The organism is Rhizobium sp. S152 (assembly GCF_030380735.1).
Classification (GTDB): domain Bacteria; phylum Pseudomonadota; class Alphaproteobacteria; order Rhizobiales; family Rhizobiaceae; genus Rhizobium.
Map to the genome: position 1 here is coordinate 966546 of NZ_JAUDRZ010000026.1, position 17442 is coordinate 983987.

The window sequence follows — 17442 nt, forward strand, 5'->3', positions numbered from 1 at the left end:
TCAATCATCCTTCCATCCCGCATCTTCACCTGCAGACAAGCAGGAGACCGGACATGGATATCGCAATCACCCTCGCCGCCCCCGGCGGTATCGAGCAGCTACAGGTTACGCCGCAGGAGCCGCAGACACCGGGACCGGGCGAAATCCGCATCCGTCACGATGCCATTGGCGTCAACTTCCTGGATATTTATCACCGTAGGGGTCTCTATCCGCTTCCCGCATATCCGGCCGTCATCGGCGCGGAAGGCGCCGGCGTGGTCGAAGCGGTGGGTTCTGCGGTGACGGCCGTTTCGCCCGGCGACCGCGTCGTCTACATGGGCGCCCCCGTCGGCGGCTATGCCACGACCCGCCTGCTACCGGCACAGCGGGCGATCCGCCTAGCCGATGACGTCGCGTCGAAGCAGGCTGCCGCCATGATGCTCAAGGGCATGACGGCTTACATGCTGCTCCACCGCATCCATACCGTGACGCCGGAGAGCACCATCCTGGTGCATGCCGCCGCCGGCGGTCTCGGCACGCTTTTGGTGCGCTGGGCCAAGCACCTGGGCGCGACCGTAATCGGCACCGTCAGCAACGAGGAAAAGGCGGCATTGGCCCGCGCCAGCGGCGCCGACCATCTCGTGATCGGCCGCAACGCCGATCTGGTTGCCGAAGTCATGGCGCTGACATCAGGGCGCGGCGTCGATGTCGGCTATGACGGCATCGGTGGCGCGATGCTGGCGAAAACCATCCAGTGCGTCCGCCCCTTCGGCATGGCCGCGAGCTATGGCCAGGCGGCCGGGCCGATACCGCCGGTGCCGATGGAAGCGTTGCGCCCGAACAAGTCTTTGTCGCATCCGAGCATCATGGCTGCCAGTACAGATCCAGTCTTCTACGTCGAGGCTGCCACAGCCGCGATCGAGGCCCTAAGACTTGGCGTTCTGACACTTCCAATCCGCGAATTCGCCCTTGCCGACGCCGCCGCCGCCCACACGGAGCTGGAAGCCGGGAGGAGCAGCGGCAGCCTGCTTCTGATCCCCTAATCAGGACACATGGAGGAGAGGCAAAGATACCGTTTCGGACGGAATTTTTATGTGGTATGGCCGGTTGCATTATTCAGATGTGAAAGTCTTATCCATGGCCACGCCTCTCACCATTGCCGATCTGAAGTCCCTGGCCCAGCGCCGCGTCCCCAAGATGTTCTTCGACTATGCCGACTCCGGCGCCTGGACCGAGCAGACCTACAGGGCGAATGAGAGCGATTTCGCCAAGATTGGTCTGCGTCAGCGCGTTCTCGTCGACATGACGAACCGCACGCTTGAGACGACCATGGTCGGCCAGAAGGTATCGATGCCAGTCGCTCTCGCGCCGACAGGCATGACCGGCATGCAGCACGCGGACGGAGAGATGCTGGCGGCGCGCGCGGCCGAAGAATTCGGCGTCCCTTTCACGCTCTCGACCATGAGCATCTGCTCGATCGAGGACGTCGCATCGGTGACCAGCAAGCCCTTCTGGTTCCAGCTCTACGTCATGAAGGACAAGGATTTCGTGCTGAACCTGATCAACCGCGCCAAGGCCGCCAAGTGCTCGGCGCTGGTCCTGACCGCCGACCTGCAGATCCTTGGCCAGCGCCACAAGGACCTGCGCAACGGCCTCTCGGCGCCACCGAAGTTCACGCCCAAGCACATCTGGCAGATGGCAACGCGCCCCTTCTGGTGCCTCGACATGCTGCAGACCAAGCGTCGCTCCTTCGGCAACATCGTCGGCCACGCCAAGAACGTCTCCGACCTCTCCTCGCTGTCGTCCTGGACCGCCGAGCAGTTCGACCCGCAGCTCTCCTGGGCCGATGTCGCCTGGATCAAGGAACAGTGGGGCGGCCCGTTGATCATCAAGGGGATTTGCGACGTCGACGACGCGAAGGCCGCCGCCGACACCGGCGCCGACGCCATTATCGTCTCCAACCACGGCGGCCGCCAGCTCGACGGCGCCCCCTCCTCGATCAGCATGCTGCCCTCGATCGTAGACGCCGTCGGCGACAGGATCGAAGTCCATCTCGACGGCGGCATCCGCTCCGGCCAGGACGTGCTGAAGGCGGTGGCGCTCGGCGCCAAGGGCACCTATATCGGCCGCCCCTTCCTCTATGGTTTGGGCGCCATGGGCAAGGAAGGCGTGACGCTGGCACTCGGCATCCTGCGCAAGGAGATGGACATCACCATGGCCCTGTGCGGCAAGCGCGACATCAAGGACGTGAACTCGTCGGTTATCGCGGGACGGCAGTAGGCGCCATTTGAATTATACACACGATTGTGTATGATTCGCCTCAATGAAGAGCACCGACGTCATTGCCCTGCTGCAGAAAGCCGGCTGGTTCGAGGTCGGCCGTAAGGGCAGCCATGCCCAGTTCAAACATGCGGAGAAATCGGGCCGAGTGACTGTGCCGCATCCCAAACGGGACATTCCGATCGGGACGCTGCGGAGCATCGAGAGGCAGTCGGGCCTGAAGTTGAGGTGATCATGCGCAACTATATTGGACTGATCCACAAGGACGCCGAGAGCGACTATGGCGTCTCTTTTCCCGACTTCCCCGGCGCGGTAACAGCTGGCGCGACGCTGGATGAGGCGCGCGAAATGGCCGAGGAGGCCTTGGCATTTCACGTCGAGGGACTGATTGAGGATGGCGAGACGCTTCCGCAACCCTCTTCGCTCGAAACGGTCATGGCCAACCCGGAGAATAAGGACGGCGTCGCCGTTCTGGTCTCGCTGAAAGCCGCGTCCAGCAGGGCGGTGCGTATCAACGTGACGCTGCCGGAAGATGTCCTGGCCCGCATCGACGCCGTCGCTGCCGCGGCCGGCCTGTCGCGTTCGGCCTTTCTCGCCAAGGCCGCGAAGCATGAGATCGAGCGCAACGCGGTGGCTTAGCTTAGCTTACCTCACCCAGCCCGTTGCCAGTGCGCTGGCCCAGCTGCCGCGACCGTTCTCCCGCGCAAGCCGAGACATCGCCATGTGGTCATAGGCGACCGTCCGGAACTGCGGCGCGAAGCCGGACGCGGTCTTCTCGATGATGCAGTAGGAGGCCAGCGGATGTCCGGCCTCGACCTTGTGCTGATAGGGCGCGTCGTCGCTGTAACCGGGGCAACCGACGCTGCCGGGATTGGCGATCAGTCTTCCGTCGCGAAGACGGACCATGCGCGGCACATGGCTGTGGCCGCAGAGGATCAGCGGATGATCGATGCCCTCGGCCAGCGCCTCGATCTCCTCGATAGGCTTCAGGAAGACGTGACCATCAGGCGAGACGCTCTCTAGCCAATAGGTTTCGTCATGCCCAGGTGTGGCGTGGCAGAGATAGACCTCGTCGCGATAGACGGCGCTGAACGGCAGCCCGCGCAGCCAGCCGAGATGCTCGGCGGACAATTGCCGGTAGGCATGCTGCTCCCACGATGGCATGGCGTCAGCGGGGCTTTCGATCAGGTAGCGGTCGTGGTTGCCGCGCACCGTGAGGGCATTGAGCGACATCAGTCGGTCCGCCGTCTTGCCCGCCTCGAGCGGCCCGCTCAGGCAATCACCGAGATTGACGATCTCGGAAATCCCGAGCGCCTCGATATCGGCCAGCACGGCATGAAGCGCCAGGTGGTTGCCATGCACATCGGCAATCGCGGCAAAACGCATCGCTCAGCTCCCGCGGTAGGTCGCGTAGCCGTAGGGCGAGATCAGGAGCGGCACGTGATAATGCGCGCTCTCGTCGGCGATGCCGAAGCGGATCGGCACGAGGTCGAGGAAGGCGGGATGCGGCAGCGCCACGCCGGTGCCGCGCAGATAATCGCCAGCATGAAAAAGAAGCTCGTAAGTCCCGGCCTTGAAGCTCTCGCCGACAAGGATCGGTCCGCCATCGACGCGGCCATCGGCATTGGTGACGACGGTCTTCACGTGCCGGCGGACATCGGCATCGATATGGAAAAGCTCGATCTTCAGCCCCTCGGCCGGCTTGCCGGAGGCGGTGTCGAGGACATGGGTGGTCAATCCGGTCATGAAATGGGCTCGCTGATGACAAAGGGAGTGTCGAAAAAATATTCTTCCAGATTGTTGCCCGGCCCGTCGCGGTCGACGACCAGGAAATCGCTGACCGCGCCAAGCGACATCAAGGGATGATGCCAGACATTGCGCCCATAGTTCACGCCCTGGTCGCCGCGCGCCAGAAACACCTGCGGACGCCCCGGCCTGCCGCCCTCGTCCTCGGATACGACGACCAGAAACGGCCGCCCCGAGATCGGCGAAAAGCTCTGGCTACCGAAAGGATGCCGCTCCATCATCCCGACTTCATAGGGAAAGTCGCGCGGCTGCCCGCGAAACAGGTTGATGATCACACGCGCGCCCTCGCCCACCACATCGGCCGAAGCGAGTGCATGGAACCGCTCCGTGGTGCCGTTGTTGATATACCGCATCGTCGCCGCGTCGGCTTCGATGACCTCGCCGAAGGGCGCGAAGGCGGCTTTGGTGAGCGGCTGGATATCGAGGAAGTCTGTCACGTCGGTCATTCGCCTTGTATGCGCCAGTGGCGTAGCATGTGGAGTGTATCGATCAGCTCGGGAATATTGTTCGTGGCCGTATCCCAGACCGTCTCGAGGTCGATATTGAAATAGCCGTGCGCGATCCTGTTTCGCATTCCGCGCATCTTGATCCAGGGGACTTCCGGATGGGCTGCGACGACCTCCGGAAACTCCTCGGTCAACCGTGTGACGATCTCGCCGATCATCAGCAGGTTCATGCCGACGGCACGCTGCTTCAGCACGTCTTCAAGAAACGCTTCCTTGGACGTTCCCTTCACGAAATCGCCGATCTCCAGAGAAACCTGTTCCATCTGGTCGAGATAGGATCGCAGCCAATCCGAATTCATATCGGCTTGGCCTCGCTGAGAACGCGTGCGCGTACCCTTTCAGGGAAGTCCCCGGGGACCATGAGATGGATATCCGTTCCCTGCATGATGTCCTTCAACTCTTCGAGCAATCCGCCGAGATCGAAAAGAGACGTCCCCGGCAGCGTATCGACGAGAATATCAAGATCGCTATCCGTCCGATCCTCGCCCCGCGCCACCGAGCCGAAGACGCGCGGGTTCGCCGCGTTGAAGCGCTTGGTCGCTTCGCGGATCGCCTGCCTGTTTTGCTCCAGCACCTCGGATGGTCTCATCGTCTTCGCTCCTGTGCGACGACTATAGGCGGCAGGTTGAAAAGAGAAAAGCGGTCTTCGAGACCGCCGACTACTCACCCTGCATTCGCCAACTGCGAACCAAATCGAGCGCCGCCAGCAGATTGGGCACATCATCCTTCGCGGTGGCCCATACCTTGTCCAAATCAATGTCGAAATATTCGTGAGCAATGCGATTGCGCATCCCGCGCATGGCTGCCCAAGGGAATTCCGAGTGCTCGGATACGAACTCCGGATGCGCCCTCAGGAGTTGCGATGCGATCTCCGAAGCCATCAGCAGGCTCATGCCCACGGCCCGCTGCAGGACAAGATTGTCGAGGAACTCTTCCCTACTGACGTTTGCGATCATGCCATGCGCATCGGCCGCCGCCTGCCTCATACGATCGAGAAGCTTGGCGATCCGCTCCGGGCTCATATCGGCTTTGCTTCGTTCAGCACCTCACGGCGCACATCTTCGGGAAAGTCACCTGGGGTCAGCAAATGCACCTCGGTGCCAAGCATCATCTGATCGAGCGCATCCTGTAAACCGCCCAGCGTCAGCAGCGTGCTTCCGGGCAACGCGTCCACCAGAATATCCAGATCGCTATCCATCCGATCCTCGCCGCGCGCAACCGAGCCAAACACACGCGGGTTCGCCGCGTTGAAGCGCTTGGTCGCCTCGCGGATCGCCTGCCTATTCTGCTCCAGAACCTCGGATGGTCTCATCGTCTTCACGCTCCTGGGCGACGACTATAAGCGGAGGATCGACAAGAGAAAAGCGGTGGCGCTTAGCGTGTCGGCAGCAGCGCTTCGAGCCTCAACAGCGCGATGCGCTCCACCTGCGCCGTCGCGGTTTCGAATTCTTCGTCGCGACTATTGTCGATACGCTTTTCGAAGGCGGCCAGGATGTCATCCTTGTCGAGACCCTTCACCGCTATGATGAACGGAAAGCCGAATTTCTCGACATAGGCGCGGTTGAGCTCGGTGAAGCGCTGGTGCTCCTCGGGGCTCAGCCGGTCGAGGCCGGCGCCGGCCTGTTCCTTCTTGCTGTCCTCGGTCAGTTCGCCCGCGATTGCCAGGCGACCGGCGAGGTCGGGGTGGGCGCGCAGAACGCCGAGGCGTTCCTCCGGGCTCGCGGCGCGGAAGATCGCCACCAGCGCCGTGTGCACGCGGTCGACATCGAGCGTCTCGCCGACGAAACCGTCGTCGAAGGCCCGTTCGGCGATGAAGGGCGAGTGCTCGAAGACGCCGCCGAAACGGGAGATGAATTCGTCGCGTGCAATCATCAGATGGTCTCCGGCTTGTGGTGCTTGTGCCAGTGTTCGGCGATCTCGATGCGGCGGGGGATCCACACCTTCTCGTGCTCCAGCACATATTGCATGAAGCGCTTCAGCGCCGCCGCGCGGCCCGGACGGCCGACGAGGCGGCAATGCAGGCCGATCGACATCATCTTCGGGCTGCCCGCCTCGCCCTCTTCATAGAGCGTGTCGAAGGCATCCTTCAGATAGGTGAAGAACTGGTCGCCCGAGTTGAAGCCCTGCGGCGTCGCGAAGCGCATGTCGTTGGTTTCGAGCGTATAGGGAATGATCAGGAACGGCTTGTCGTCGGCGCCTTTGACCCAGAAGGGCAGATCGTCGGCATAGCTGTCCGACGAGTAGAGGAAGCCGCCTTCCTCCTGCACCAGCCGGAGCGTGTTGTCCGATGGCTTGCCTTGGTACATGCCGTATGGCCGCTCGCCGGTGAGCTCGGTATGCAAACGCACGGCTTCCAGAATGTGCTTGCGCTCAAGGTCTTCCTGGAAATCCTTGTATTCCAGCCATCGATAGCCGTGGCTGGCGATCTCCCAGCCGGCTTCCTTCATTGCTGCCACCGCCTCGGGGTTGCGCGCCATGGCAAGCGTCACGCCATAGACGGTCGCCTGCACCTTGAGCTCGGTGAACATCCGGAAGAGCCGCCAGAAACCGGCTCGCGAGCCGTATTCGTAGATCGATTCCATGTTCAGGTTGCGTTGCCCCGGCCACGCGGCGCCGCCAACGATTTCCGACAGCAGATTCTCGGACGCTGCATCGCCATCCAGAATGCAGCTCTCGCCGCCTTCCTCGTAGTTGATCACGAACTGCACGGCGATATTGGCGCCGCCGGGCCATTTCGGATCGGGCGTGTTGCGGCCGTAGCCGACCAGATTGCGCGGGTAAGTCTCGGATACCATGAAATCACCTTCCACAAAGTCGGGGAACGGTAGCATCCGAGGACGGAATGTCGAGACGGAAAGTACGCAACAGAGTTTTGCCTTTATGGCACAACCACTTGGCTCCCGCTCAGGCGAGCACTGCTTCCTGGCTGCGACGGGCGCTGACCTTGCCCATCGGGTGCAGCGAATGCACCCGGAACGGCCCGCCGGTGCCTTCCTCGATCATCAGCGCGACGTTGGAAACCTTGACCGGCTCGGTCAGAACCGGATCGAATACACCGCGCAATGCATATTCGATGCGCGGCATGTCGGTGTGGCCCACAGGCCCCGTCAGCGGCATGTGGAACCGGAATTCGTCCATCACATAGGGGCAGCCCCAGCGATGCAGATTGGCGAATTGCGCAGCCGACAGCCCGTCGGGGTCGCTGCGTTCGATATCCGCCTCGCTGAGCGGCGCGCGGTAATGGTCGAACTGCTGCACGATCGCCGAGGCCAGATAATGCACATGCTCGCAGGGCAGCGACGGCACGAGGCTGTAGAAACCGCCGGTGCGGGCGACCTCGAGCCTTTTGATGTTGAACGGCGTTTGCGTGCCACAGAAGCGCATGAGATCGCGCAAAAGTTGCGCCTCGGTCACCTCGGCTGACAGCCGGAACGGCGCCTTCAGCACGCCATGGAAACCGTAGCGCCGCGGCATCGCTGTGTGAAAGGCGATCTCGTGGATACCGAGGCCGCGGATGGCCAGCGGCTCGACGATCTCCCCGGAAAAGACGTTCCGGCCCAGCCAGTTCGCCGCCACATGGGAGAGCGGAGCACTCGCGGCGGGCGTAAAGCAAATGGCGTATCGCATGTGGCCGTCTCCGTGCTCGAGCCTGCGCGACAGCCGATTCCGCCGCGTCAATGCGCAAGCAGATAGGTGATTTGCGTGACAGATTGACGAAAGGCAGCGAAATCTAATTCACGTTTAGCGTGAAGCCACGCGAATGTGACTGGAAAGGAGAAAGCTGTCGGGCAGCGCAAAGGGCACGTCCTGCCCGACGGTGATGAGAACGGCTGCCTGCGCCAGTCGGTGCGCCAGCCCGAAGCTCACCTTGAACCCGCCGGTCAGCGCAATCAGGCGCTCATGCTCGGGATGCCGCCCCACCATCGGATCGCGGTCGATCGCCTTGGGGCGCAACCCCGCCCAGCGCTCGATCACGGGCGCATCGCGCAACGAAGGCACCAGCGCGCGGGCGGCGTCGAGAAGTGCATCGAGCTGGCTATCGGTGCCGAACGGGTCATCGAACCGGTTTTCACTGGTGCTACCGACCGCAACATGCCCGCCCTCATGCGCCACGACATATAGCCCGTCGCGGAAGATCGTCGGCAGGTCAGGATCGATATCGGCCTTCAGAAGCGCCGCCTGCCCCTTCACTGCCTGCCCGAGCGGCTTGACAGGTCCGCTCGTCTGCTCGCCGAGCAGCGGAAATGACCGATGCCCCGCTGCGATGATGCAGCGATCGAAGAGGATCGTCCCGACGCTCGTCAGGGCGCGCCCGGCATCGGCGTAGAGGCTTTGGAGTTCCGCATTCTCCATTATCCTGACGTGCTGCGCCTTGCGCAGGAATGCGGCCAGAACGGCCGTCAGCGATCGTGGCGCCACCCGGGCCGCGAGCGTGTCGTGCACGAAACCGCCCTCCATGCCGGAGATATCGGGCCAGCCGGCAATCGGCGGCATATCGATGACATTCCAATGAAAGCACCGCTCACCCGCGTGCCAGTGAACGCCCGCATCGGACGAATGCCCAAGCGCAATGTCGCGCAGATGCGGCTTCGGCAGCGGGATCAGCCGGCCGGAGCGGCGGTAGCCGGTCGACAGCCCGGTCTCCGCCTCCAGCGCCGCGATCTCGCCTTCCAGCGCAACCAGCGCATCGAACTGGAACTGCTTCTTCGGATTCCATTTGTCCGGCATATGCGGCATCAGTGCGCCGAGCAATCCGCCGCTGGCGCCCTGCCCCAGCGCGCCCGCGTCGATCAGCATGGTGTCGATGCCCAGGCGCTCGGCATGAACGGCAGCCCAAAGCCCCATGATACCACCGCCGACGATCAGAAGTGCCGTGGACGATTGACCGGAAGCCGAGGCAGGACTATCGGCTGTGGACATGACAGATACGAGCCCCGAACAGATTGACGCGAAGAACCAGCCGCTTGAATGGCGCGACGGCGATATGCCCTATTCGCCGGCCTTTGGCGACCATTTTTATTGCCAGACCGACGGCCGGCTCGAATGCGGCCATGTCTTCCTCTCGGGCAACGGCCTGCCGGATCGCTGGACCGGACGCGACAGTTTCAAGATCGGCGAACTGGGTTTCGGCACCGGGCTGAACTTCGCGGAAACGTGGCGGCAGTGGAAGGAACATCGCGCAGAGGGCCAGCACCTGCGCTTCATGTCCTTCGAACTCTACCCCATGCAGCGCGACGAGATCGATCGCGCCCTGTCGCACTGGCCGGAGATTACTGCCGAGCGCGCGGCGCTCTCGGCCGCGTGGCCCGAGAAGCCCGAGGGCGTCGTGTCGCTCGATCTCGACCAACAAACCCGCCTCAGCGTCGTCTGCGGCGCCGCGATCGATCGCGTGTCGGCGGCGGCTGCCGATTTCGATGCCTGGTATCTCGACGGTTTCGCGCCGTCGCGCAATGCCGACATGTGGTCGGAGCAACTGATGCGCCTCGTGTTCGAAAAGACCGTCAGCGGCGGCAGCTTCGCCACCTATGCGGCGGCGGGCTTCGTCCGGCGCAATCTCATCGCCGCCGGCTTCGCGCTCGAGCGCCGCCCGGGCTTCGCCGGCAAGCGCGAGATGCTTTGCGGCGTCAAACCCTGAAGGCCTACGCCGGCCGATAGGTCAGCGCCACCGCGCCCTTGGGAAAGACTTTCGAGTCGGTGAGCGTAAGCTGCCGTGGCGCAAGGATCTCGGAGAAGATCGGCAATCCCTGGCCCAGCGCCAGCGGATAGACCATCAGCATATAGCTATCGACGAGGTTCTCGGCGATCAGGCTGCGCGCGAAAATGGCGCCCCCATGCGCGATGATCGGCTTGCCGTCCACAGCCTTCAGCCTTGCGACCTCCTCGGCGGGATCGCCGCTCGCCACATAGGCCTCGCCCCAGCTCCCGGCACCTGGCTGCAGCTCTCCGGCCTGCTCGCTGCGGGCGTTGACGCCAGCAAGAATTGCCCGCCCCTGCTTCGAAAAGACCGCCTTGGGGATCTGGTTCATCGGCGGAGCGAAGACGCCGGTGGAGGTCGGCCAGAAACCGGCCATGCCCTCGAAGGTGCGGCTGCCCATGATGTGAAGGCTGGCGTTCCAGACGTTCTCCAGCTTCCAGTCGATCGCCTCCTGGTCGCCGCTGAATATCCAGTCGACCTCGCCGCCCGGTCCGCTGACGAAGCCGTCGAGCGACATCGACATTGTCAGGATCAGTTCTCTCATCGTTTCCTCCTCGCCTCTCTTCAACCCAAGGACGGATGAGATCGGCCACTTCCGACAGGAGGATCGCGACGCCCGGCAAATCCTCGGGAAACGCGACGTCAGCGCGCCGTTTGTCCCGTCGGTTGCCCGGCAGCGGCACGCCAGCGGGCGATCTTCGCCTCCAGCAACTCCGGGCTGATCGGCTTCGACATGTAGTCGTCCATCCCGGCCTCGAAGCAGAGTTCGCGGTCCGTTTCCAGCGCATGGGCGGTGACGCCGATGATCGGGACATGGCCGCCCTGCACAGCCTCCAGCTCGCGGATCCGCCGGGTGGCGTCATGGCCGTTCATGACGGGCATGGAGACGTCCATCATGATGATGCCAGGCGCATGCTTGTGCCACGCATCGACGGCCTCCCGCCCGTTGCCGACCACAAGGAAGCCAAGACCGGTTCCCTGCAGAATCTGCGTGAAGACGATCTGGTTGACCTCGTTGTCCTCGGCCACCAGCACGTCGATCGCGCCATCACGCCGCGGCGGCGCCGACAGGAGCGCGCTGTCGGTCTGCGGCAGCGCCTTCGACGTCACGGCATGCGCCTCGCCCTCGTCCCACACCGGCTTGACGCGGCTTGCCCTGATAACCTCGGCAACGGTGTTGCGCAGCACATTGGCGCGCGCCGGCTTCATCAGATGCGCCTGGCCGTTCAGCGCCGCGAATTCCTTTTCCGCTTCGGCGATGTCCATCGACGTCAGGAAGATGATCGGCAGCGTCTTGAAGCGCTGGTCGACGCGCAGCGCGCGGGCGACGCCGGCGCCATCCATTCCGGGGATCTGGTAGTCGAGAATGAGCGCGTCGATCTTGACGCCCGCCTCGTGCGCGGCCTCGAGGATGGCGATTCCCATCGGCCCGTCCTCGGCCGCGGCGCCGTCGAAGCCCCAGAGCGAAAGCTGTTCGGTCAGGATTTGACGGTTGACCGCGTTGTCGTCGATGGCAAGCACCCGCGCGCCCTGCACGGTGACAGGCAGCGGCTTCTGCTCGACGCGGGCCGCGGCGATGACGAGTGGCAGATGAACGGTGAAGATCGATCCTGTTCCGGGCTCGCTGTCCGCCTCGATATAGCCGCCGAAGAGATCGACCAGCCCAGCGGTGATGGCAAGGCCCAGCCCCGTCCCCTCGTGCCGCCGCGTCGAGGAGCCGTCGATCTGCGAGAACTTCTCGAAGATCGCTTCGAGCTGTTCGGTAGGAACGCCGATACCGGTATCCTCCACCCTGATGCAGGCTGTGATTTCGTCTCCCGCGCCGGGAACGAAGCCGAGATCGACCAGCACATGTCCCCGCTCGGTGAACTTGACGGCGTTGCCGACGAGATTGGTGACGATCTGGCGGAAACGGCCGGCATCGCCGATCACCGACGATGGCAGGTCCGGCGCCGTGCGCACCAGAAGCTCGATATCTTTTTCGGCAGCCGCCGACGACAAGAGCGTCGCCACGTCCTCCACGGCCTCGACTATATCGAACGGCGCGCGACGCAGGGTCATCTGCCCGGCATCGATCTTCGAGAAATCGAGAATATCGTTGATGATCGTCACCAGCGCATTGCCCGATTTGACGATGATATCGATGAAGGTCTTCTGCCGGGCATCGAGATCGGTTTTCGCCAACAGTTCCGCCATACCGAGAACGCCGTTCATCGGCGTGCGGATCTCATGGCTCATGTTGGCGAGGAACTCGGACTTTACACGGTCGGCAGCCTCGGCACGCTCCAGCAGCCGCTGCAGCTCGACCTCACGCTCCTTCGCATCAGTCACGTCGGTGAACAGTGCCACCCAGTGCTGGCGTTCGCTCATCGTCGCGTCGAGGTTGACCCAGCGCTCACCGCGCACATGGAACGGCGTGGAGATCGGCTTCCCGGCCGCGATATGGGTCCGCCAGCCTTGCAGGATCGCGTCCTCGTCGCCATGGAAATCGCCACGCTCGGCGCAGAACCGAAACAGATCGATCCATTCCCTGCCGACGGCAAGATAGTCGGAAGGAATATCGAGGATTTCGGCCAGCGGATCGCTGGCAAGGAGGGTTCGACCGTTTTGCACGATCATCAACCCCTGCGACATCGCCTGCGTCGCGTCCTGCAGGAGATCGCCGAGCCGTTCGAATGCTTCCCGCGTCTCGTGAATCTCCTGCTCGCGCTCCCGCACCGACGTGACGTCGGTATAGGAAAGCAGGACATGCCCGTTGGAAAGTGGACGCCCGCCCAAAAGTACGCGCTTGTTGCCGATCCAGCCTAGTTCAACGGGCTCCTGGCGCCCGGCGGCCAGATGCTCCTCGCGCCGCGCGAGAATATCCTCGGGCGTCAGCGTCGCGTCGTAGCGCCCGAAACGATGATTGCGGCGGATGATCTCGATGAAATCGGTGCCATCGAGCGCCTCCTCTCGCGGCAAATCCCAGACATCGTAGAACGCGTTGTTGGCATAAAGCACCTTTCGCGCGCCGTCGAGGATCAGAACGCCGATCGGCAAGCTGTTCAACACGAGTTCGATCTCGCGGCGCAGCTCGCGGTTTTCGACATCGACCGCCGGTGCTCGACCGGAGATGCCCGCAACGGCCTGACGCGGCCGCGCCGCCTTCTCGAAGAGGCCGAGTACATAGACCCTGGCTTCCGACGGCATGAAGCTCTCGATCCGCACCCGCTCGTGGTCGACCCCATCGGCGTCAAAGCAGATGGCGCTTTCCTCGGTACCGAAGACCAGCGCCCGTCGCTCCTTGTCCTCGCGACCCTCTTCTTCCGGGCGATCGAAGAGTTCGCGGCTGCGGCGGCCGATGAAATCGGAAATCTCCAGCCCGAAGAAATCGGCATAGGCGGCATTGACCGCGACGTAGTGCAACTCGCTGTTCTTGACATAGGCAGGGCTGCCCAGATCCGCGATCCGGCGGCAGGCCAGTTCGAGAAGGTCCCCGCTCGATCCCAAGAAATGTGCTCCTGCTGAAATGGAATTGTGCTTCGGAGCGACTATAGCGGCCAGGGCTTTAACAAGGCTTTAACCATGATGATCGTGACGACGAACGAATACGGCGCCTCAATCCAGGGGAAATCTTGAAACGTGATCTCCGGACGCGATGAAATTCAGCGCCGCCGCGCCATATTCCTTGTGTCCGCAGCGATTGACGCGGATCCTGTTGACGACGTTCGAACCAAGCCTCGTCGATGAAAGGAAACGAGCATGTCCGTTCTTCATAAAAGCATGGCGGCGGGCCTGATTGCATTGACACTGACAGCAGCCCCTCTGGCAACGGCGACGTCCGCGAATGCGGGCTCCGACGAGGCCTTCTGGGGCGGCATTGCGGTAGGCGCGATTGGCGGCGCACTTCTGACGCAAGTCATACCGCCGATCTATCCCGCCTACGACTACCCGGCCTACGGACCCTATTATCGGCCCTACGCGCAGGTCTACTACGACGGCTACTATAGGGCCTACCCGCGGCCTTACTACAGGCCTTACTACAGGCCGTACTACCGGCCCTATTATCGGCCGTACTATCCAAGCTACTATCGTCCCTACCGCTACTATCGGCCATATGGCTACTGTCACGTCGAACGGCGCTACGACCGGGGTGGCGGATATTACACCGTGCGCGTCTGCCGCTGACGCGGCGCGGCAATCGGATTTTGGTGCCCGGCGCCGCATCGAGACGCCGCCGGATAAAGCTTTATGCGGCCTCACCCTTGACTTTCCTGACGATCTGGACCAAATGCAGGCCAGCTTTCACCTTCCGGCCGCCGCGTGAGCGTGCCCCTGCCAGTAAATAGGATGCAGGAAGAAGGACAAAAGCGCATTTCGAATGGACCGCATCTAGAAGACGCGGCAGAAGCGCTGGAAAGCTTTTTCCAACAAGACAAGTTCCCACTTCACGCGGGGTTCTTGACGCCAGAGTAACACCGGACCGCAAACCCGCGTTCCGGCGGTATTGTTTTGGCGCCCCTGAAAAGGTTATGACTTGACCAATTTTGAATCGCTTGGTGTTTCCAAGCCGATCGTCGCCACACTGTTCCAGCTCGGCATCGAGACGCCGACTCCCATCCAGGAAAAGGCGATCCCGCTTCTTCTCGAAGGCCGCGATCTTATCGGCCTCGCCCAGACCGGCACCGGCAAGACGGCCGCCTTCGGCCTGCCGCTGATCGAAAAGCTGATCCCGGAAGAACGCCGCCCCGACAACCGCACCACCCGCACGCTGATCCTGGCGCCGACCCGCGAGCTGGTGAACCAGATCGCCCAGAACCTGAAGAACTTCCTGCGCAAGTCGCACCTGCGCATCAACGTCGTCGTTGGTGGCGTGTCGATCAACAAGCAGCAGCTGCAGCTTGAAAAGGGCACCGACATTCTCGTCGCCACCCCCGGCCGCCTGCTCGACCTCGTCGCCCGCCGCGCCATCGGCCTGACCGCCGTGCGCTACCTCGTGCTCGACGAAGCCGACCAGATGCTCGACCTCGGCTTCGTGCACGACCTGCGCAAGATTTCCAAGATGGTGCCGAAGCGCCGCCAGACGATGCTCTTCTCCGCCACCATGCCGAAGTCGATCGCCGATCTCGCCGCCGACTTCCTGACCGATCCGGTCAAGGTCGAAGTGACGCCTCCGGGCAAGGCCGCCGACAAGGTCGAGCAGTATGTCCACTTCGTCAACGGCAAGAACGACAAGACCGACCTTCTGAAGAAGTCGCTGACGCAGAACCCGGATGGTCGCTCCATCGTCTTCCTGCGCACCAAGCACGGCGCCGAGAAGCTGATGAAGCATCTCGATTCCGTCGGCTACTCGGTCGCCTCGATCCACGGCAACAAGAGCCAGGGTCAGCGCGAGCGCGCGCTGAAGGCCTTCAAGGACGGCGACATCAAGACGCTGATCGCCACCGACGTCGCCGCCCGAGGCATCGACATCCCGGCTGTCAGCCACGTCTACAACTACGACCTGCCTGAAGTTCCAGACGCCTACGTCCACCGCATCGGCCGTACCGCCCGCGCCGGTCGCGACGGCATCGCGATCGCCTTCTGCGCACCGGATGAAACCCGTCTGCTGCGCGACATCGAGCGCCTGATGAACATCTCGATCGCGGTTGCCAGCGGCGAAGCCCCGGCAAACATGAACGCCGCGCCGAAGCGCGGCAACGGCAATGGCGGCAACCGTGGCCAGGGTCGTGGCGGTGAAGGCCGTGGCGGCGAAGGTCGTCGTGACGCCCGCGCCGGTCGCCCCGAGCGCCGTCCGCGTCCGGAAGCCGGCAACGAAGTCCGCGCCAACGAGGAACGCCGCGAGCGTGCTCCCCGTCCTGAGCGTCGCACCGAGCGCAACGAGGATTTCCGCGGCCAGCGTCGCGGCGAAGCCACGCCGGTCACGGCAGGCCCTGATAACGATCTCGCTTCGACCTCGGATTTCCGTGGCGCCGGCCAGGCCCGCAAGCAGCAGCGTCCCCAGCACGGCAACCACGCCCATGGCGACGCCAACCGTCACCAGCCCGGCGGCGGCGCCCGCAATGCGCACGGTCGTCCCGGCCGCAAGCACGGCGAGGATCGCGGCCAGCACACCGGCAACGCTGGTGGCGAGCGTCGCGAAGGCAACGGCGGCAAGCGTCGTGGCGGCCCCTCGCGCGGCGGCAATGGCGGCCAGCGCCGCGAACGCGCATAAGCGCTTCGCTCTGAGTGAATAGGGGCGGCGGAAAACACCGCCGCCCGGAAACCGAAAAACCTCCGGCGACCACCGGAGGTTTTTTGTTGCCGATGCGCCGGCGACGCGAACCTATTGGGCGCCCATATCCATCTGCTCGACCTCGACCGGGCTCACCTCCCCGGGCTTGATCTTGAGCGTCTGCTTTGCCGCCGGCCGTGGTGGCCTGGCGCCGCCCTGCCCCTGCTTGGCCTGCTGGTTTTGCGCCTGCACCGCCTGCGAGATGGCGGCGGCGAGCGCCTTTCCGTCCACCTTCCCCTCGACCTTGCGGTTGCCGGCGGTGGGTGGCGCCGGCCTCGGCGCTGCGGCCGCTTCTGCGGGCAACGGCTGCCCGATGCGGCCGGACCGTACCTTCACCGGCCCGATCGCCCCGGCGCTGACATCGAACGGGCACTCGTAGGTCTGTCGCATCCATTGCCCGCGCGCCGTCAGGAAGCGGATGGAATCGCCGCGATAGACCACCAGCGGGCTGCTGCCGCCTGCCGGGTCCGCCTCCTGGAAAATGCCGGTGAAGGGACGGTTGAGCCAGTCGAAATCGATCGGCGCCGCGATCTCGATGGCGCGCGCGCAGGCAGGCGCCGCACGGTCCATGTTCGCCACCACGCAGGCCGCATCGCAGCCCTGCCCGGCGGTCTGCGCCTGAGGCGCATTGTTTTCAGCCCCTGGAGTTGCATTTACAGCCGCCGGCGGCTGGGCTCCTCCACCTTGTGGCGCCGCCCCCTGCGCCAACACCGTTCCGGCAGACAGCAACGACAGCGCAACGGATAATCCGCTCGCTACACCAATAAACATCACCTTGCGCACGCCACCCCCCGTAATTGCATAGTCACGATACTGTCATGGTACAAACGATCGCAACCGGAAATACTTATAGCAATATTTTCCATAAGTGTCAGATTGATTCTTCGTGATCGTGTGTTGCTTTTATCTGACTCAAAATAGAT

General features: G+C 63.3%; 21 protein-coding genes. 7 read left to right on the plus strand and 14 right to left on the minus strand.

Going from position 1 to position 17442, the window contains the following annotated elements:
- Window positions 1-53 precede the first annotated feature (53 nt).
- From QTL95_RS23845 to QTL95_RS23860, 4 genes are all read left to right on the plus strand, one after another.
- Window positions 54-1022 (plus strand): quinone oxidoreductase family protein, encoded by a 969-nt coding sequence (locus QTL95_RS23845; RefSeq protein WP_289722350.1) that lies wholly within the window; start codon window positions 54-56, stop codon window positions 1020-1022.
- A gap of 94 nt (window positions 1023-1116) precedes the next feature.
- On the plus strand, window positions 1117-2259 hold the full coding sequence (locus tag QTL95_RS23850; RefSeq protein ID WP_289722351.1) for an alpha-hydroxy acid oxidase: 1143 nt from the start codon (window positions 1117-1119) through the stop codon (window positions 2257-2259).
- 43 nt (window positions 2260-2302) lie between these two features.
- The gene (locus QTL95_RS23855; protein WP_289722352.1) at window positions 2303-2491 is read left to right on the plus strand and encodes a type II toxin-antitoxin system HicA family toxin; all 189 of its coding nucleotides are present in this window, start codon (window positions 2303-2305) and stop codon (window positions 2489-2491) included.
- Window positions 2492-2493: 2 nt separating this feature from the next.
- Complete coding sequence (locus tag QTL95_RS23860; protein WP_289722353.1) at window positions 2494-2898, plus strand: type II toxin-antitoxin system HicB family antitoxin; 405 nt, start codon at window positions 2494-2496, stop codon at window positions 2896-2898.
- 6 nt (window positions 2899-2904) lie between these two features.
- On the opposite strand, the gene QTL95_RS23865 is transcribed toward QTL95_RS23860, so the two are convergent.
- The 11 genes from QTL95_RS23865 to QTL95_RS23915 form a co-directional block, all read right to left on the minus strand.
- Window positions 2905-3645: a metallophosphoesterase family protein gene (locus tag QTL95_RS23865; protein ID WP_289722354.1), complete on the minus strand. Its 741-nt coding sequence runs from the start codon at window positions 3643-3645 to the stop codon at window positions 2905-2907.
- A 3-nt stretch (window positions 3646-3648) separates the two neighbouring features.
- Entirely contained in the window at window positions 3649-4005 is a 357-nt protein-coding gene (uraH, locus tag QTL95_RS23870; RefSeq protein ID WP_289722355.1) for a hydroxyisourate hydrolase, read from the minus strand.
- On the minus strand, window positions 4002-4502 hold the full coding sequence (locus QTL95_RS23875; protein WP_289722461.1) for an ureidoglycolate lyase: 501 nt from the start codon (window positions 4500-4502) through the stop codon (window positions 4002-4004). Before QTL95_RS23875 ends, uraH begins: the two co-directional genes overlap by 4 nt.
- A 5-nt stretch (window positions 4503-4507) precedes the next feature.
- Window positions 4508-4870, minus strand: coding sequence for a HepT-like ribonuclease domain-containing protein (locus QTL95_RS23880; RefSeq protein WP_289722356.1), 363 nt, complete (start codon window positions 4868-4870; stop codon window positions 4508-4510).
- The gene (locus tag QTL95_RS23885) at window positions 4867-5160 is read right to left on the minus strand and encodes a nucleotidyltransferase family protein (RefSeq protein WP_289722357.1); all 294 of its coding nucleotides are present in this window, start codon (window positions 5158-5160) and stop codon (window positions 4867-4869) included. Before QTL95_RS23885 ends, QTL95_RS23880 begins: the two co-directional genes overlap by 4 nt.
- 70 nt (window positions 5161-5230) lie before the next feature.
- Entirely contained in the window at window positions 5231-5593 is a 363-nt protein-coding gene (locus tag QTL95_RS23890; RefSeq protein ID WP_289722358.1) for a HepT-like ribonuclease domain-containing protein, read from the minus strand.
- On the minus strand, window positions 5590-5883 hold the full coding sequence (locus QTL95_RS23895; RefSeq protein ID WP_289722359.1) for a nucleotidyltransferase family protein: 294 nt from the start codon (window positions 5881-5883) through the stop codon (window positions 5590-5592). The genes QTL95_RS23890 and QTL95_RS23895 overlap by 4 nt, the downstream gene beginning before the upstream one ends.
- A 62-nt stretch (window positions 5884-5945) precedes the next feature.
- Window positions 5946-6443, minus strand: a complete 498-nt coding sequence (gene uraD / locus QTL95_RS23900; RefSeq protein WP_289722360.1) for a 2-oxo-4-hydroxy-4-carboxy-5-ureidoimidazoline decarboxylase — start codon at window positions 6441-6443, stop codon at window positions 5946-5948.
- Window positions 6443-7366 (minus strand): allantoinase PuuE, encoded by a 924-nt coding sequence (gene puuE, locus QTL95_RS23905; RefSeq protein WP_289722361.1) that lies wholly within the window; start codon window positions 7364-7366, stop codon window positions 6443-6445. Before puuE ends, uraD begins: the two co-directional genes overlap by 1 nt.
- 109 nt (window positions 7367-7475) lie before the next feature.
- On the minus strand, window positions 7476-8198 hold the full coding sequence (locus QTL95_RS23910) for a DUF1045 domain-containing protein (RefSeq protein WP_289722362.1): 723 nt from the start codon (window positions 8196-8198) through the stop codon (window positions 7476-7478).
- 114 nt (window positions 8199-8312) lie between these two features.
- Complete coding sequence (locus QTL95_RS23915) at window positions 8313-9491, minus strand: NAD(P)/FAD-dependent oxidoreductase (protein ID WP_289722363.1); 1179 nt, start codon at window positions 9489-9491, stop codon at window positions 8313-8315.
- Here QTL95_RS23915 and mnmD point away from each other — a divergent pair.
- The gene (mnmD, locus tag QTL95_RS23920) at window positions 9490-10206 is read left to right on the plus strand and encodes a tRNA (5-methylaminomethyl-2-thiouridine)(34)-methyltransferase MnmD (RefSeq protein WP_289722364.1); all 717 of its coding nucleotides are present in this window, start codon (window positions 9490-9492) and stop codon (window positions 10204-10206) included. The two genes, QTL95_RS23915 and mnmD, sit on opposite strands and share 2 nt — an antisense overlap.
- 4 nt (window positions 10207-10210) lie before the next feature.
- Here mnmD and QTL95_RS23925 read toward each other — a convergent pair whose 3' ends face one another.
- Window positions 10211-10810: a dihydrofolate reductase family protein gene (locus QTL95_RS23925; RefSeq protein WP_289722365.1), complete on the minus strand. Its 600-nt coding sequence runs from the start codon at window positions 10808-10810 to the stop codon at window positions 10211-10213.
- A 98-nt stretch (window positions 10811-10908) separates the two neighbouring features.
- Window positions 10909-13755 (minus strand): response regulator, encoded by a 2847-nt coding sequence (locus QTL95_RS23930; protein ID WP_289722366.1) that lies wholly within the window; start codon window positions 13753-13755, stop codon window positions 10909-10911.
- Window positions 13756-14007: 252 nt separating this feature from the next.
- Here QTL95_RS23930 and QTL95_RS23935 point away from each other — a divergent pair, with 252 nt between their 5' ends.
- A complete protein-coding gene (locus QTL95_RS23935; RefSeq protein WP_289722367.1) occupies window positions 14008-14433 on the plus strand; it encodes a hypothetical protein in 426 nt (141 codons plus the stop codon).
- 349 nt (window positions 14434-14782) lie between these two features.
- Complete coding sequence (locus QTL95_RS23940; protein ID WP_289722368.1) at window positions 14783-16459, plus strand: DEAD/DEAH box helicase; 1677 nt, start codon at window positions 14783-14785, stop codon at window positions 16457-16459.
- Between the two features lie 111 nt (window positions 16460-16570).
- On the opposite strand, the gene QTL95_RS23945 is transcribed toward QTL95_RS23940, so the two are convergent.
- Entirely contained in the window at window positions 16571-17302 is a 732-nt protein-coding gene (locus QTL95_RS23945; protein WP_289722369.1) for a hypothetical protein, read from the minus strand.
- Between the last annotated feature and the right edge of the window lie 140 nt (window positions 17303-17442).

Bases quoted from the DNA above. Each gene is read 5' to 3' on its own strand.
- QTL95_RS23845 (WP_289722350.1), top strand. From the start codon at position 54: ATGGATATCGCAATCACCCTCGCCGCCCCCGGCGGTATCGAGCAGCTA.
- QTL95_RS23850 (WP_289722351.1), top strand. From the start codon at position 1,117: ATGGCCACGCCTCTCACCATTGCCGATCTGAAGTCCCTGGCCCAGCGC.
- QTL95_RS23855 (WP_289722352.1), top strand. From the start codon at position 2,303: ATGAAGAGCACCGACGTCATTGCCCTGCTGCAGAAAGCCGGCTGGTTC.
- QTL95_RS23860 (WP_289722353.1), top strand. From the start codon at position 2,494: ATGCGCAACTATATTGGACTGATCCACAAGGACGCCGAGAGCGACTAT.
- QTL95_RS23865 (WP_289722354.1), bottom strand. From the start codon at position 3,645: ATGCGTTTTGCCGCGATTGCCGATGTGCATGGCAACCACCTGGCGCTT.
- uraH (WP_289722355.1), bottom strand. From the start codon at position 4,005: ATGACCGGATTGACCACCCATGTCCTCGACACCGCCTCCGGCAAGCCG.
- QTL95_RS23880 (WP_289722356.1), bottom strand. From the start codon at position 4,870: ATGAATTCGGATTGGCTGCGATCCTATCTCGACCAGATGGAACAGGTT.
- QTL95_RS23885 (WP_289722357.1), bottom strand. From the start codon at position 5,160: ATGAGACCATCCGAGGTGCTGGAGCAAAACAGGCAGGCGATCCGCGAA.
- QTL95_RS23890 (WP_289722358.1), bottom strand. From the start codon at position 5,593: ATGAGCCCGGAGCGGATCGCCAAGCTTCTCGATCGTATGAGGCAGGCG.
- QTL95_RS23895 (WP_289722359.1), bottom strand. From the start codon at position 5,883: ATGAGACCATCCGAGGTTCTGGAGCAGAATAGGCAGGCGATCCGCGAG.
- uraD (WP_289722360.1), bottom strand. From the start codon at position 6,443: ATGATTGCACGCGACGAATTCATCTCCCGTTTCGGCGGCGTCTTCGAG.
- puuE (WP_289722361.1), bottom strand. From the start codon at position 7,366: ATGGTATCCGAGACTTACCCGCGCAATCTGGTCGGCTACGGCCGCAAC.
- QTL95_RS23910 (WP_289722362.1), bottom strand. From the start codon at position 8,198: ATGCGATACGCCATTTGCTTTACGCCCGCCGCGAGTGCTCCGCTCTCC.
- mnmD (WP_289722364.1), top strand. From the start codon at position 9,490: ATGACAGATACGAGCCCCGAACAGATTGACGCGAAGAACCAGCCGCTT.
- QTL95_RS23915 (WP_289722363.1), bottom strand. From the start codon at position 9,491: ATGTCCACAGCCGATAGTCCTGCCTCGGCTTCCGGTCAATCGTCCACG.
- QTL95_RS23925 (WP_289722365.1), bottom strand. From the start codon at position 10,810: ATGAGAGAACTGATCCTGACAATGTCGATGTCGCTCGACGGCTTCGTC.
- QTL95_RS23935 (WP_289722367.1), top strand. From the start codon at position 14,008: ATGTCCGTTCTTCATAAAAGCATGGCGGCGGGCCTGATTGCATTGACA.